Here is a 15,545-nt window from a genome sequence, read left to right on the forward strand (position 1 = left end):
ACGTCACCCATGCGATAATGCCGAATATGGCCAGCGACACCAGCCATGCCCCTGTATAACCAAGACCTGTAGAGGTTGCCAAAGAGAAAGGCGCATAAGCGGGCATCTCTTCTGTCCAGAATGGCAAGTGATAAGCACCAATCGTGGCGCCCACTATGAAGAAAATAAAGGTGATGAACATAACAGAGCGTCCACCGCCTACCGCATAGAGCGTACCAGAGGCACAGCCGCCGCCCAATTGCATGCCGATACCAAATACAAATGAACCTACAACTAGACTGACCCCTAATGGCGCGACATAACCTGCGACAGGACCGCCAAATAGCGTCGTGCCATAAGCAAGGATTGGCGCAAACAGCGTGACAGCAACCGCCAACATTAGCATGTGAGAGCGCATCGCTTGACCATTGCCCACTGCCATCATACGTCTAAAAGCAGAGGTAAAGCCAAAGCGGGCATGAAAAAGGGTATAGCCTAACAAAAGACCTATGCCAAGTAGCAATGATTGAGAGATATGTTGAGTGGCTAATAGATACGCAAGCATCATCAATCCTACGATGCCACCTCCCATAATTAAGGATTTTTGTGGTGCATTTAACGCCAGATCATCTCTGACGATAGGATCTTTTGTGTCGTTTACAGGTTGAACGAGAGTAGTCAAGGTAATAGCTTCCTTATCCGATGATGTTATCAGATATCATTTTTATAATAATTTATATGAGTATAGTTACGCAGGTTTGCAGAATTGGAAACTGTATTTCTGTTAATTCGATTGATTTGGTTAAGCAGTAACAAGCGTTACATCATAATCCTATTGTCATTAATGTAAATACGAAGTAGTTAGAAAAATAGAATTAATATATGACTATATGGAATAAACGGGCTGTTGTGTGTACGATCTGATATTAATAATTGTCTATACTACTGATAATTATAGGTTTATTAGGTATCAGGAAGTTGTTTGTGTCATATTATCAGTTAAGGCGACTTACCCATTTATATAAAATATATTAAAAGTACATGTGCTCTGATTAGTCAGACTTTAATAAATAACTTAAAAACAAAAATACGTCTGATACAATGGACTTGAATTCAATAAAGTTCATCGCATATATACTGGTATGTATATGCTGCCGTATAAACACTATGTAATTAAAGATAGTGCAGTTAAAGACTGTGCAATTAAAGACTATGCGGTTGCTCTATCGTCATTGATATTTCTGCCAGTTAAATTGACTCAAAGAAGCGTTGCTTGATTCTGTTATATCGCCTGAAAGCTTAAGAGCTTGAGCTATCGATAAGCATTTATCGTGAAAGTGAAGTCACTAGCTATCGACTGTGGCTAAGTATCCAATATTTTATAAGTTTTATTATTCAACCAATTATTTATTATTAGAGTACGTATGAATACACCTGCTAAATCGTCTAACACCTCTACATCTACTGATAACGCGCCTAATGTCTCAATCGCTGTTATCTTCCATAGTAATTATGGTCATACCAAGCGTGTCGCTGAGGCGATAGTACAAGGTGCGCATCAGCAGTTGCCAGAAGCGCAAGCCAAGGCTGTCGATGTGTATGATGTTGATTGGGATTATTTAGATCAGGCAGATTTGCTGGTTTTCGGCAGCGCAGTGTATATGGGCAGTGTGACGGCTGAATTTAAGACTTTTATGGATGAGACATCTAAGCGTTGGTATCATCGCAAATGGGAAGGTAAGTGGGCAGCAGCGTTTGCCAATTCGGGTGGACTGAGTGGTGATAAACTTGCTGTATTGCAGCAGATTTCTCTATATGCGATGCAACATGGTATGAATTGGATTGGTCTGCCATTGATGCCAACAGGTCATGAGGCTCACGACTTAAACCGTCTGTCTAGCTTTTTGGGACTAATGACTCAGTCGCTTGATGGGCCACCTGAAGAGACACCAGGTTCGGGCGATATTGATACTGCTATTTGGTTTGGAGATCATCTAGCCAAAACGATTATTAAGCATCAACCAGCTGATGCTAAGCTCTAAAAAAAGCTAGAACCGACAGAGCAATTAAATAAAAAAGCAGACATTATTGATGTCTGCTTTTTTTTGTGCCGATTTTTATTGAGCGATAAGTGCGATTAAGCGCTAGGCTTTTTATGGAGCAACAAGCTTAGTAGGGGCGGGCTTCACGGGGATAGGACTGTCAACGAATTGAAATGATTGACAACCTCCTAGTAGCATCGTTGCTACTAGCAAATAGGTAAAGGCAAATGACTTCATAGTAATATCTCAAAAACGATTTCAGCCCAACGATATATCACGACTAATCATCATTAGTAATAATAGTAGTGTAGAGTCAGGCTTATTTGCAGACATTATATATAAAAATCAGCTGCTGATAGCAGTTTAAAGGAGATATATGTATTCGGTACTGTTCTTACGCAGGCTATCTCGCTGTTTGTAATATGGCTTATCTAACGCTCAGCTTTACTCGCTATATATAAAATTAGCCAACTGTTTGATAGTACCTATAGGCATTTTAACGGGTTGTGTTATAAATAAGAATAGTGATAATATGTTGAAAGCTGACTAAATAGTCAAGTATCCTATAGTACGAGTTTTCTAACAAATTTGTTCGATGAATGCTCATATTTGCAACCAGCTTACTTGATATAAAAAAGTGCGTTGTGCTGATTTTTTTATCTCTTAAGAATGTGTTAGCAAGATACAAACCAAGTGCTTACGTTCAGCATTTGAGCCATCAAATTCTTTAAGCCTTATGCTTATCTTCATTATTTTATTTTAGCCGAGTCTTGCTATGATTAGTTTTTACTTAAATGGGAAACGCCACGAGCTAACCCAGCTTAACCCTAATACGACGGTGCTTGAGTATCTACGATTGCATGAAGGCCAAACGGATACGAAGGAAGGTTGTGGTAGTGGTGATTGTGGTGCCTGTACTGTGATGGTTCAGCGCCTGCCTAATGCTAGCCAGCCAGCGCTTAATGATGAAAATGGCGACGAAAAAAATGCTACGCCACCGTTCTATACGATCAACTCCTGCATTACGCTAGTGTCGCTCATGGATGGTCATCATCTGATGACGGCTTCTTATTTGGCAGATAATCCTGAGCATCATCCAGAACGTGCTCTGCTGCATCCAGCGCAGCAAGCGATGGTTGAATGTCACGGGTCGCAGTGCGGTTTTTGCACGCCTGGGTTTGTGATGTCGCTGGCTTGTGTTTACGAAAACAATCGTATGCAGACAAGTCAAGAAGCAGCAAGTCAGAAGGATACCAAGCAATTAAGTTACGATGAAGTGGTTGCTTCAATATCTGGCAACCTATGTCGCTGTACAGGCTATCGACCGATTATCGAGGCAGGCCTATTGATGAGCGATATCGGTCAGCAGAGAGAGGCGGAGCATTCAGCGGTGAAAGACTTGACTATCAGTCTAGCCACAGACGCGATGCGTAGTACAAAAGAATCAGCAGTATCTGGAAACGTGCCAGATAACGTCGAATTAAAGAATGAAGAGTCGCAAGCGATTGCACCTGTAATCAGTGATGCTGGGCGACAGTTATATATGCCCAAGTCACTAGATGAACTTAATCAAGTATTAGCGGCCTATCCGCAGGCTACGATTTGGGCAGGCGGTACGGACTTGGGATTGAGCGTAACTCAGCACTTAGTCGATCACGAGGTCATTATCCAGCTTTCAGCTGTTGAGGCACTAAAATCATGGTCATTATTTGACGCAAAGTCTGACTCAAGCAATGAAGAATCGGATAACGAGCAAAGTTCTAGTCAAATACTAGTACTGGGCGCTGGCATGAGCTATCAGCAGATGTTGCCTGTGCTTGAGCAGTATTTTCCAAGCTTTGCGCAAGTATTTGAGCGTATTGCCTCTCCGCAAATCCGTAATATGGGCACCATCGGCGGCAATATAGCCAACGCTTCTCCAATTGGTGATTTACCACCGATTTTATTAGCGTTAGATGCGTCAATTCAGCTGCGTTATTGCGCGCCTAATCGTAAAGAATCAGGTGAAAATTTAGATAATAGCGATTCGATTTATACGGATGAAATCATACTGTTATCAGAATTTTTCTTAGATTATAAAAAGACCAAACTGCAAGCAGGCAGTTACGTAGTCGCTATCCATATTCCTCTGATGCATGACAATCAGCACTTATTTATTCATAAAATTAGCAAACGCTACGAAGATGATATTTCAGCGTGTCTATTGGCTGCGCGAATCGATGTATCAGCAGATGGCATGACGATAGAGAATGCAAAGCTTGGGCTTGGTGGCATGGCTGCCATACCGTTATTAGCTACAACCTGTCAGCAAGCGCTCGTTGGGCAAGCGGCTGAAGTTGCGAGTTTTGAGCAAGCAGCACAAGTCTTGTCTGCAGACGTTACGCCTATGACCGATGTCAGAGCCAGCCGCGAATATCGCTCACATGTGGTACAGCGTCTACTGGTGAAGTGCGGTAAGCAATTGGTAGCAGGTAGACAGACTGAGACTGCTTAATTAGCAGAGTTGTAAATTGCTAATACCGCCTTATCGTTATATTTGCCAAAAAAAAGAGCATTAATAAAAGCGTCCTAATAAAAGAGATCCGCCATGAGCCATCATTCGTCTTTATTTGACAGTTATAGTATCCGCCGCGTGCGTCCGCCAAAAAACAAAATTGGTACCTCGGCTAAGCATGATAGTGCGATTAGCCATGTCATGGGGACGGCGACTTATGTGGATGATATTGCAAAACCGCAAGGCACGCTACATCTGGCAGTAGGTAAAAGCAGCCACGCTCATGCACGTGTACTGAGTATGGACTTGAGCGCTGTTAGAGATGCGGATGGGGTGGTAGATGTCTTAAGTTTTAAAGATTTGCCTGCGCAGACGGATATCGGTGCGGTGTTCGACGGTGAGCCACTGATGGTGGATGACATCACAGAGTATGTGGGTCAGACGTTATTTGTAGTAGTAGCAAGTAGTCATCGCGCTGCCAAAAAAGCTGCGACAAAGGCAGTGGTGGAGTATGAGCCATTGCCAGCGGTACTTAGTATTGATAAAGCGTTAGAGCAAGAGTTATTTGTGCGTCCGAGTCATTTTATGAAGCGTGGTGACGCGGCGACTGCACTTGAGAATTCACCGATTCGCATTGAAGGCCATATTCATATGCGCGGGCAAGAGCACTTTTATCTCGAAGGCCAAGTGTCTTATGTCGTGCCTTGTGATGATGGCGGGCTAGAAGTGTATACGTCGTCACAGCATCCAAGCGAAGTACAGCAGCTGGTCGCCGAAGTGACAGATCTACCATTTCATGCGGTAAACACAGTCGTGCGCCGTATGGGTGGCGGCTTTGGTGGTAAAGAAACGCAAGCCGCTGCTTGGGCGTGTCTATGCGGTATCATCGCCAAACGCCATAATGTCCCTGTCAGTATGCGTTTAGATCGCCAAGATGACATGGTGGTGACCGGTAAACGCCATGAGTTTGCTAATCGTTACGAAGTCGGCTTAGACGAGTCTGGTCGTATATTAGGCGTCGATATGCAGTTGGCTGGCTTGTGTGGCTATGCGCCAGATTTGTCTGATGCCATCGTTGATAGAGCGATGTTTCATTGTGATAATGCCTATTATTATCCAGCTGCTCATGTAGCAGGTCATCGCTGCAAAACGCATACCGTATCCAATACTGCCTATCGAGGGTTTGGTGGTCCGCAAGGTCTGATGACTGCTGAATATATGATGGACCATATTGCCTATACACTGGGGCAGGATCCGCTACAAGTTCGCTTAGCAAACTTATATCAAGATGGTCAAAGCACGCATTACGGTCAGACGATTGAGCACTTTGATTTAGCGACCATCATGACCAAACTGGCAGACGATTGCGATTATGACAACCGCCGTCAGCAAATCCTAAAAGCCAATCAAAAAGCTGCCGCTGAAGGCAGTGATAAACGTTTGGGTCTTGCTTTAACGCCAGTAAAATTCGGTATTTCATTCACGGTACAAACGCTCAATCAGGCAGGTGCATTGGTACATATTTATACCGATGGCAGTATCCACCTCAATCACGGTGGTACGGAGATGGGGCAAGGGCTGTATATTAAAATCGCCCAAATTGTTGCCAATGAATTTGATGTTGATCTGGACACGGTTAAGGTGTCAGCGACACGTACGGATAAAGTGCCTAATACATCACCAACAGCTGCGTCATCAGGTACCGATATTAATGGTAAGGCAGCACAGAACGCTTGTCTAAGCATTAAAGCTCGCATACTTGAATTTGCCGCTGAGCATTTCGACGTAGCGCAAGAAGACATACGTTTTGAAAAGAACCATGTCTATATTGGCGATAAAGAAACACTGACTTTTGCTGAAATGATTCAACTGTCGTACCAGAACCGTATCAGCTTGTCGTCTACTGGCTACTATAAAACGCCTAAGATATTTTATGATCGCTCTAAAGCATGGGGACGTCCGTTCTTCTACTTTGCCTTAGGCGCTGCCTGCGCTGAGGTTGAGATTGATACGTTGACAGGTGAGTACAAAGTACTACGCTGTGATGTGCTGCATGATGCAGGACAATCGATCAACCCTGCCATTGACATTGGTCAGATTGAAGGGGGTTTTGTGCAAGGTATGGGTTGGCTCACGGCAGAAGAGCTGATCTGGAATGATAAAGGTAAGCTCGCATCTGATAGTCCTGCTAATTATAAAATCCCAACCGCGCATGACTTGCCTAAGCAGTGGAATGTCAAATTGTACGATCGCAAAAACGAAGAACAGACTATTTATAACTCTAAAGCCGTTGGCGAGCCGCCGTTTATGTTGGCAGCCAGTGTTTGGTGTGCCCTCAATAATGCGGTCGCGAGCCTTGGTGATTATAAAAAGAATCCAGAGCTGACCATGCCTGCGACGCCAGAAGCGGTATTAAAAGCAGTGATGCGCATGCAAGGCACGTCGTGGGATTTAACAACTAAAGCAGATACAGATACGGTTGATAGTTTAGTAAAAGGCGCAGAAGAGAACAGTGACCTTTACAATGAAAAAGCAATGCCACAAGACGTACGTCATGCCAAAGACATCGATCCAAAAGAAGTTAAAGGGAAACAAACTGATGACCAGCCTAATGCGATAGAGCATCCAAATGTAGCAGGGGCAAGAGGTCCTGCACACAGTGAATGAGTCGCTAGCACCGCCAGTCGTCTGGTATGAAGGTCTAGCGCGATATCAGCAGCAAGGCATTGCTCACGTGTTGGCGACAGTCGTAGCCGTAAATGGATCTGCGCCTCGAGCGCTACAGGCAAAGATGATCGTCACGCAAGATGGCATCGTAGACACCTTGGGCGGCGGCGGTCTTGAGCACGATGTGATTACTACTGCTCGTCAACTACTAAACGGTGAAATAGCAGCCACGGTATCCAAACAAGTCAAACCAAAAGTTTCTGAAACTGACAGTGAAAGCGCGTCAGTATCTTCTAAAGCAGTGCGCCGTGAAGCTGTCTATACTAAGCACTACCCGCTAGGTGCAAAGTTGGCGCAGTGTTGCGGGGGTAGCGTCACCGTTATGTTCGAATGCTTTAACGTGACACCGCCGATGTCAGTACTAGTGTTTGGTGCAGGGCATGTAGCATCAGCGCTAATGACCATCCTCGCTGAGTTGCCTTGTCAGGTAGATTGGGTAGACAGTCGCCCAGAGATGTTTGAGCGTTATTTAGTGGATAAATCTAATATTAACCAAGCAAGCACTAATAAACTTAGCACCAATAAATCTGGTCAAACAGATTTTACTTATCAAAGTACAGAGCTACACAATCAAACTGCAGAACTACAATCAGCATTAAGCAAATCCAAACTTTATAACTTACCAGCGCATATCCGTCCGCATATCGATGATGAGCCTGTAGATTTTGTGCGCCCATTTATCGAGCAGGGTGGTCAGCGTTTTATTCTGGTTATGACTCATGACCATAGTGTTGATTTTGAGCTAGTACGAGCAGCATTAGATACTATTTCTGATACTAGCTTACCTCACGATAAATGCTCAGATATCTCGACACCTTACGTAGGTTGCATTGCCTCGGCAACCAAAGCCAAGCGTTTTAAAGATCGCTTGATGCAGCGTGGCTACAGTGAGCAACTGGTCAATCAGTTGGTCATGCCAATTGGATTGCAAATTGGCGGAAAAGAGCCGATGGCGGTGGCGGTTTCTATCGTGGCACAGCTCCTACAACAGTATCATCAGGCTACTCCTTGAACGGCTCACTTCATATAACTTTTATACTTTTTATCAAATTATTAAAGCGCTCAGTACTATTTATCAAAACGCTCAGGACTACCAAGCCATTGTGAGATCTACGAATGACCCTACATATTTATCAAGCTCGACTGCTGCACTACTTGACCGAAAGCGATCGTACTGAGCGTACAACCTCTGATCATTCACAGACATTAGCTGTGGAACGAGACGTAACGTTACTACCAGTGATTGAAGGTGTACAGGTTTATCCTGAATATATCGCTGATGGTGCGCTTGTCGTAAATGATGTGACAGGGTGCATTGTAGAGTATGGGCATAACGAGACAATATTAGCGAAATATACTAATACCTCTGAGCAAGTAGACCAGTTAGTGGTCAAGGTGCATGACTATAGTGATAAGCTTATCATGCCAGGCTTTATTGACACTCATGTACATTATCCGCAAATAGATATGATTGCTGCTTACGGCGAGCAATTACTTGACTGGCTTAACAATTATACTTTCGTCACTGAGGCCAATTTTGGCGATCCAAAAGTAGCACATGATACGGCGCAGTTCTTCTTAAACCAATTGCTTGCCAATGGTACGACGAGCGCCATGGTGTTTTCTACCAGTCATCCTGAATCAGTGAACGCATTTTTTACGGAAAGTCACAAGCTCAATACTCGTATGATCACGGGTAATGTCTTGATGGATCAAAATGCGCCTGATAATTTGTGTGTGCCTGCTGAGCAAGGCATTCGAGATACCCAGAACATCATTGATAACTGGCATGAGCGCGGCCGTCAGCATGTGGCGATTACCCCGCGCTTTGCTATTACTTCGACACCCAAGCAACTACAAATGGCAGGTGAGCTGTATGCCAGTTACGAGAGTGTTTATCTGCAGACGCATCTTGCAGAAAATCATGATGAGATAGCTTTTGTGAAACAGCTGTATCCCAATCATAAAGGCTATCTAGACGTCTATGATACGATGGGATTACTGGGTCGACGTACGACTTTGGCACATGGTATTCACCTTGAAATATCTGAGTATGAGCGTCTGCGCGCAACTGGCACACAAATATCACACTGTCCGACGTCCAACCTGTTTTTGGGTAGTGGACTATTCGATTTACCCAAGACGTTAAGTTATACCGGTGTCAGTATCGCCACTGACGTTGGAGCAGGGACGAGTCTGTCGATGCTGACGACTCTGTCAGAAGCGTATAAAATCCAACAACTACAAAGCAATCAACTATCCGCTCACCAAGGGCTATATCAAATTACGTTGGGTAATGCCCAGTCGCTATTATGGGATAATAAAATCGGTAACTTTATGCCAAATAAAGAAGCGGATTTTGTGGTCATCGATATGGGTGCAACGGAATTGCTTGAGCGACGTATGGCGCAGACCAAGACACTGGAAGAACAGTTGTTTGTGCTAATGATGCTAGGCGATGATAGAGTAATTGATCAGACGGTAATCGCAGGCGTGAGTCGTTATCGTAAATCAACTGCTTAATAAATTAGCGAAAAATATGAATAAAGAAAAAGCCCTGTTTATGTTAAACATAAACAGGGCTTTTATCAAATTGATTTGTGCTTAATGACAGCTTAGTTGCATTCGCCTTTTAACTCAATAAACACATGCCAATCCGTGATATCAATCTCATAACAGTTATTACCCTCGCCATTGATACGATCAATAACTAAGAAATCACTGTCACGACCAAGCGCGAGTAGAGGGTGATGCCAGACATTAGCGTCGTACTGTACACCTTGGTGAGATTTCGCGTAAAACACTGCTAGGTCATCAGGCGACTGCGGCGGCACACCAGCTTTAGCGACGACGACGATATAGTCTTGGCCTTCCATAGATACAAATGCTTGTGTCCCAAGCGGATGATATTCCATGACCGAAAGGGCAATCGGATTCTCACGCTTTTTGGCTCGAAAGATACTCATGCCAACTGCACCACCGTCTAGTTTACTTTCGGCAAGTGCATGATGACGAACCGCATAGCCATTATTGATCTCATAAGTATTATCAGCGGTTTGCTCATTATCACTATAGCGCTCGATGACCGAGCCATAGGGGGCAAAGTTTGCCTTGGTCAAAGGCTTAGCCGTTAGAGTGACACTCATTATTTAGCCTCTTTACTGTTAGTACCAGCACCAGTATCAACCTCAGCAATTTTGCCATATACACGCACGCGGCTGATGCCACCGTCTGGGAAGATATTGACCCGAATATGAGTAATGGGTTTATTAAGTTGAAGCTTGTCTTTACCAAAGTGATGAATATCATCAGCATTGGTTTTTTGCGGCTCAAGCAGAGTTTCCCAGAACATACTTTGAGTCACTAAAGTTTGCTCTGGCGTATTTGGTGAGTAGACGGCTTGGATCGAGACCTTATCAGGGTAATTGCCTTTAAAGTGGGCAGTATCTATCTCGATGGAATCAACGATACCTGCTTGACCTAGCGCAATGATGCACCAGTCATTGCCTGGCTCACGGCGACGACGAGTCTCCCAACCATCACCCATATTAGGCGCTTTAGTTGGTAGTAGTAAATTACTAGCCGCACCAAAATGTGCATCGTTACTAGCAATCGCACGACCACCGTTTAACGCGCCTGCCAAGTCAAGTGTCTCGCCTTGTATGTTTAGGCTGGCATCAAGTTGGATATCACCATAGACACGTAGTCGGGCAACGCCGCCATCTGGATAAATGTTTAAACGAACATGGGTGACCGTTTGCCCATGATCAATCTCGATAAGCTCATGATTGTGCCCTTGAAGTGGGGTCATACCTACTAGCGCCTGCCAGTTTTTATTGTCCCAATCTTCTTTGCTTAGACTGGTAAGTTCAGCTTCATCTTGCTGCAGCAGCTCGGGCGCGTACAAGGCATCGACACTAGCTGAAGAGGGAAAGTTACCCGTAAAGTGACTGGTATCAATATCAAGACCAGCAATTTTGGTTGGGCGAGCAAGCTGGATAACTAAATAATCGTAACCCAAGTGGCGCTTGCGACGAGTTTCCCAGCCATCCATCCACTTACCGTTGTCATCGAATTTACCCACGACAAAGATAGGTGCATCAGGATTTAGAATACGGCTTTTATCCGCAAAAAAATCGTCGGTGGCGAATAGCGATTTTGCGCCCAAACGACTGTCGGCGACGTTTGATTTTTTGGTAAATGCTGGCAGGGCATCAGGTAGATTGTTTGCAGAGATAATTTGTCCAACTTCTGAAGTGTGTTGACTCACAATGATTCCTTTTTTAATAATGGTGTTTATTAATAACGTATGGCTTATTTTATATATTAATCTATGCCAATTCGCACTCGCTCAGCTAAGCAGAACTAGTACTAGGACGATAGCCTAGCTTACATCCAGTTGGAAGTATTGTCTGACGTGGCAGGATGGTTTTCATACCAGTGCTTGGCGATATCATCACGGCGGCATATCCATACGTCGGGCTTAGCGGTGATATATTGCAAAAACTGTTTTAGCGCTTTGATGCGTCCTGCACGCCCGATAATGCGACAATGCAAGCCAATAGTCAGCATTTTAGGGGTGTGTGCGCCTTCTTCGTATAAGGTGTCAAAGCTGTCTTTGAGATATTGATAAAATGGTTCAGCGTGGGTGAATCCTGGGCTAGAAGAAAAACGCATGTCATTGGTCTCGAGGCTATAAGGTATGACCAAATGCGGCTTGCGCGTGATCAGATTACCATCTTGGACCTTTACATTGAGCCAATATGGTAATTCATCACCGTACGAGTCAGAGTCATAGGTATAGCCACCTTGTTCAGCGACCAGTTCACGAGTATTTGGACTATCGCGTCCTGTATACCAGCCGAGAGGTTGACCACCGAGCATACGTTTAAATATTTGGGTGGCACAGCGAATGTGTTCGCGCTCCGTTTCACGGTACATATCCTGATAAGTAATCCAGCGTAGACCATGACTGGCAATCTCATGACCGTCTTCTAATACACGCTCGATAATATGCGGTGTTTTTTCAGCAGCGGCGGCACAGGTAAACGTGGTGATAGGAATACCATAATCTTTAAAGACATCTAGCACACGCCATACGCCGACACGGCTACCGTATTCGAATGCAGATTCAATAGACTGGTGACGGTTGTTAAATTCTGGTGTGCCTAAAATATCAGATAAAAAACGCTCTGATTGACCATCGCCATGGATGACGCTATTTTCTGCACCTTCTTCGATGTTTAATACAAACTGTACGGCGATTTTTGCGCCGCCTGGCCAGTTCGCTTTTGGTGGATTGCCAGCATAGCCTTTTAGGTCGCGGGGATATGTACTGATATCAAAGTCACTGGTAATTTTTTTGCTCATTATCTATATTCCTATATCGCTTAGAGCCTTAAATGTTTATTAAAATATTGCTCGTAAAGGACAGTTATTTTTTATCACAAATTAAAGTGATGATGCATATGCTACGAGCTGTTGGCGCTCGGCATCCGTCAACTGAGTAATATTACCAAGCGGCATATAGCCAGTTTGTACCGCAGTGACGATTTTCGCCTTATGGATTTTTAAGTCTTCTGGTGTCTGCAAAATGATTCCTGCTGGCGGTGCGGCAAAGCCTTGTTGTGTCGGTTGCACAGCATGACAAGTACTACAGCGCGTATGCACGACATCCATCATAGCGTCATCTGCTGACGCGCTCACGGGTACGGCTTCAGCAGTAGCTGCATCAGTGCTAATAGAACTGTTATTAGCGTTAGCAACAGTATCAGTGTTTGAGTCAGTAGTCGCGCTCGTAGCTGGCGGCGTGCTATCAGTTGTCGTAGGTGCTACTGAAGTAGTAGCAGGCATTGCTGGCGCTGGCTCAATCGGCTCAGGTCGCATCCAGATAATTAATAATACAGTTAATACGGCTGGAATGACAAAGTAGCGCGGTTTTTTATGACCCAAATGCTTTTGGTTAAAGTAATGACGGGCAGTCGCGGTGATGATACCGACGAAGACCAATACCAACCAACCTTTCTCATGAGCATACATCATTGGGTAATGGTTGCTGATCATGGTAAAAATCAGCGGTAGGGTAAAGTAGTTATTCATCAGTGAGCGATTTTTGGCTTGTAATGCCAATTCAGCCACTTCTTTACCTGGTTTTTCGCCGCGACGCACACAGTCAACGAGCGCACGCTGAGCCGGCATGATACCGAAGAATACGTTACCTACCATCACCGTGCCCAAGATGGCACCGATATGAATAAACGAAGCGCGATCACTAAACAGCTGATAAGAACCCCAGCTCGCGATGACCAACAAGATAAAAATCAGCGTACTAAAGATAAAGGCGTTTTTACCCAAATGACTGCGTACGATAACTTCATAAATGAAGTAACTGCCAAACAAGAAAAGCAAGCTGGTGGCGATGGCACCGATACTAGTAAAAGGCACTTTACTTGGGTCAATTAGGTAGGCAGTTGCATTGGCATAATAGACGATAGACATCATCGCCGCACCCGTCAGCCAAGTGGTATAAGCTTCCCAATTAAACCAATGTAGCGTCTTTGGCATCTCTTCTGGTTCGAGTTTGTATTTGGCAATCTCATAAAACCCGCCGCCATGGACGGCCCAAAGATCACCCGAAATGCCTTTGTCTGTTTTCCACTGTGGCGGCTTGCGTAGGCTTAGATCTAGCCACACAAAATAAAACGATGCACCAATCCATGCTACCCCAGCGATAACATGAAACCAGCGGAAAAATAAACTCAACCATTCGAGAAGATAGGCGCCCATGTAATAAATGTCCTTTAATATGACAGTGTCTTGATAAAATGTCTTGATAATTTCTTTTGATAGTATTTTTTGCAAGCTAATAACAACGCAGAGAGCTAAATAGCACCAAAGTTACGATCCGCGATAGGTGCTATAACCGTGCGCACTAAGCAGGAGCGGTACGTGATAATGACTGGCATCGTTTATCACGAAGTCGATAACCACTTGCGGGTAAAATGCTGTTAGCTGCTGAGCATTAAAATAAGACTGAGTATCAAACGTTACGGTATAGCGGCCAATATTTAGCTGATGCTCTGTGCTATCGATGGCTGTATCAAACTGCCAAGCGTCTGGTGTGACACGGCCATCACTATTGGTTGTGCCATGTGCCAATAATGTGGCGGCACCGTTGTCTCGTATGCGGTGTAAGGTAACGGCGACATCAGCCGCAGGTTTGCCAAGATGAGTGTCTAAGATATGTGATGATAGGGTGGCAGACATAATGCTTCCTTTAAATTTGTGAGAAATATAAATAGGATAAAAATGCTAGTCTAACTCTGCGACTACTATTTGCCTGTCTAAGCATTGTCTAGTAGTTTGTTTAAACGTAGACGCGTAATTTTATTTTGCTCAGCGGCTGCATTGGCAAGCTCTGTGGCACGATCATTAGGCAAGCGCGCTAATAGTAGATCCAGCATTTGCTGCGCGCTTTTACCCGTCGCAAAGACAATAAAAATAAAACCAAATTTATCAAGATAGTCGCGATTTCCTTTGGCAAGTGCTTCGAGGACTTCGTCTGCTGCATCGTTAGCGCCTGATTGTTCGTGTGCGGCGCTACTTTGTGTGTTGCGGTATTTCTCTTTTAGAGATGCTACGTTGCCGATTTGTGGATGCCCATCAAACGCTTCTAATAAGTTAGCCTCATCATTTTGTACTTTGTTCCAGATAGCGTCGCTACTTGTTAGCAGTGCATCAACGTCTACAAAAGGGCGGGCGTCTGCAAGTTTATAAGCCCAGCTTTTACTGGTGCAGCAAGTCAATAGCTGAGCGATGGCGACTTCTTGTGATAAATCGTTGAATTGCGCTAAGGTTAAGCTCACGATGACATCCTTTTCTAATAGGGTAGCCCGTTATCTGTGTCGGGCGATAAATGTTTGATAGAGGTTTATACCTTATGGTTATTTGCATAAACTTACAGGTATAAGCAGTAATCTTGATAAGCAGCGGCTGTTTCAGTTTTATGGCTGCTTTGATTAAGCTAATCGCTATTAATTTGCATAAAATCAAAAGTCGATAATCTATGTGTTCGTAGTCAGAGCTTTGGCGCTTATATACGCTTTGCATAATTTCAAGTTATAGTGAACTGACAATATGAAACAGATTTGCTAAGGAAACACTGATATTTTGGCCGTCTAAAACGTCTGGCAAGAGGTAGTTAATGACGGCGTAATTGATTTACAGTTCCCATTTTGCTAAAACCTGACTAATTGGTCAACTGTTTTATGCGAAATATTTTTATTTAACAGGTTATGCTGATC

Annotated in this window: 12 protein-coding genes; 5 read left to right on the top strand and 7 right to left on the bottom strand. The window is 44.2% G+C overall.

What is annotated here, in order from left to right; translation table 11 throughout:
* On the bottom strand, positions 1 to 661 hold a 661-nt coding region (locus tag CXF60_RS12210; RefSeq protein ID WP_180958150.1), incomplete at its 3' end, for a YeeE/YedE thiosulfate transporter family protein.
* 742 nt (positions 662 to 1,403) lie between these two features.
* Between CXF60_RS12210 and CXF60_RS12215 the strand changes: the two genes are divergently transcribed.
* The 5 genes from CXF60_RS12215 (at position 1,404) to guaD (ending at position 9,765) form a co-directional block, all read left to right on the top strand.
* Entirely contained in the window at positions 1,404 to 2,021 is a 618-nt protein-coding gene (locus tag CXF60_RS12215) for a flavodoxin family protein (RefSeq protein WP_102092149.1), read from the top strand.
* Between the two features lie 775 nt (positions 2,022 to 2,796).
* Positions 2,797 to 4,515: a xanthine dehydrogenase small subunit gene (locus CXF60_RS12220; RefSeq protein WP_102092150.1), complete on the top strand. Its 1,719-nt coding sequence runs from the start codon at positions 2,797 to 2,799 to the stop codon at positions 4,513 to 4,515.
* 93 nt (positions 4,516 to 4,608) lie between these two features.
* Positions 4,609 to 7,182 (top strand): xanthine dehydrogenase molybdopterin binding subunit, encoded by a 2,574-nt coding sequence (gene xdhB, locus CXF60_RS12225; RefSeq protein ID WP_102092151.1) that lies wholly within the window; start codon positions 4,609 to 4,611, stop codon positions 7,180 to 7,182.
* Positions 7,175 to 8,254, top strand: a complete 1,080-nt coding sequence (locus CXF60_RS12230) for an XdhC family protein (RefSeq protein WP_102092152.1) — start codon at positions 7,175 to 7,177, stop codon at positions 8,252 to 8,254. The genes xdhB and CXF60_RS12230 overlap by 8 nt, the downstream gene beginning before the upstream one ends.
* Positions 8,255 to 8,358: 104 nt before the next feature.
* Positions 8,359 to 9,765 (top strand): guanine deaminase, encoded by a 1,407-nt coding sequence (guaD, locus tag CXF60_RS12235; protein ID WP_102092153.1) that lies wholly within the window; start codon positions 8,359 to 8,361, stop codon positions 9,763 to 9,765.
* Positions 9,766 to 9,857: 92 nt separating this feature from the next.
* On the opposite strand, the gene CXF60_RS12240 is transcribed toward guaD, so the two are convergent.
* The 6 genes from CXF60_RS12240 to uraD all read right to left on the bottom strand — a co-directional run bounded on the left by CXF60_RS12240 (position 9,858) and on the right by uraD (position 15,107).
* On the bottom strand, positions 9,858 to 10,388 hold the full coding sequence (locus tag CXF60_RS12240) for an ureidoglycolate lyase (protein ID WP_102092154.1): 531 nt from the start codon (positions 10,386 to 10,388) through the stop codon (positions 9,858 to 9,860).
* The gene (gene alc / locus CXF60_RS12245) at positions 10,388 to 11,512 is read right to left on the bottom strand and encodes an allantoicase (RefSeq protein WP_416376887.1); all 1,125 of its coding nucleotides are present in this window, start codon (positions 11,510 to 11,512) and stop codon (positions 10,388 to 10,390) included. Before alc ends, CXF60_RS12240 begins: the two co-directional genes overlap by 1 nt.
* A gap of 119 nt (positions 11,513 to 11,631) precedes the next feature.
* Positions 11,632 to 12,612, bottom strand: a complete 981-nt coding sequence (gene puuE, locus CXF60_RS12250) for an allantoinase PuuE (RefSeq protein WP_102092155.1) — start codon at positions 12,610 to 12,612, stop codon at positions 11,632 to 11,634.
* A gap of 81 nt (positions 12,613 to 12,693) precedes the next feature.
* The gene (locus CXF60_RS12255) at positions 12,694 to 14,028 is read right to left on the bottom strand and encodes a urate hydroxylase PuuD (RefSeq protein WP_102092156.1); all 1,335 of its coding nucleotides are present in this window, start codon (positions 14,026 to 14,028) and stop codon (positions 12,694 to 12,696) included.
* A gap of 111 nt (positions 14,029 to 14,139) precedes the next feature.
* The gene (uraH, locus tag CXF60_RS12260) at positions 14,140 to 14,508 is read right to left on the bottom strand and encodes a hydroxyisourate hydrolase (protein ID WP_102092157.1); all 369 of its coding nucleotides are present in this window, start codon (positions 14,506 to 14,508) and stop codon (positions 14,140 to 14,142) included.
* A 77-nt stretch (positions 14,509 to 14,585) separates the two neighbouring features.
* Complete coding sequence (gene uraD, locus CXF60_RS12265) at positions 14,586 to 15,107, bottom strand: 2-oxo-4-hydroxy-4-carboxy-5-ureidoimidazoline decarboxylase (RefSeq protein WP_101204800.1); 522 nt, start codon at positions 15,105 to 15,107, stop codon at positions 14,586 to 14,588.
* Positions 15,108 to 15,545: the final 438 nt, after the last annotated feature.

Origin of the sequence: Psychrobacter sp. 4Bb, assembly GCF_002836735.1 — a bacterium.
In the GTDB taxonomy this organism is placed as follows: Bacteria; Pseudomonadota; Gammaproteobacteria; order Pseudomonadales; family Moraxellaceae; genus Psychrobacter.

Excerpts from the sequence above, each read along its gene's own strand:
- guaD (WP_102092153.1), top strand. The coding sequence starts at position 8,359 with ATGACCCTACATATTTATCAAGCTCGACTGCTGCACTACTTGACCGAA.
- CXF60_RS12215 (WP_102092149.1), top strand. The coding sequence starts at position 1,404 with ATGAATACACCTGCTAAATCGTCTAACACCTCTACATCTACTGATAAC.
- xdhB (WP_102092151.1), top strand. The coding sequence starts at position 4,609 with ATGAGCCATCATTCGTCTTTATTTGACAGTTATAGTATCCGCCGCGTG.
- uraH (WP_102092157.1), bottom strand. The coding sequence starts at position 14,508 with ATGTCTGCCACCCTATCATCACATATCTTAGACACTCATCTTGGCAAA.
- CXF60_RS12255 (WP_102092156.1), bottom strand. The coding sequence starts at position 14,028 with ATGGGCGCCTATCTTCTCGAATGGTTGAGTTTATTTTTCCGCTGGTTT.
- CXF60_RS12240 (WP_102092154.1), bottom strand. The coding sequence starts at position 10,388 with ATGAGTGTCACTCTAACGGCTAAGCCTTTGACCAAGGCAAACTTTGCC.
- CXF60_RS12220 (WP_102092150.1), top strand. The coding sequence starts at position 2,797 with ATGATTAGTTTTTACTTAAATGGGAAACGCCACGAGCTAACCCAGCTT.
- puuE (WP_102092155.1), bottom strand. The coding sequence starts at position 12,612 with ATGAGCAAAAAAATTACCAGTGACTTTGATATCAGTACATATCCCCGC.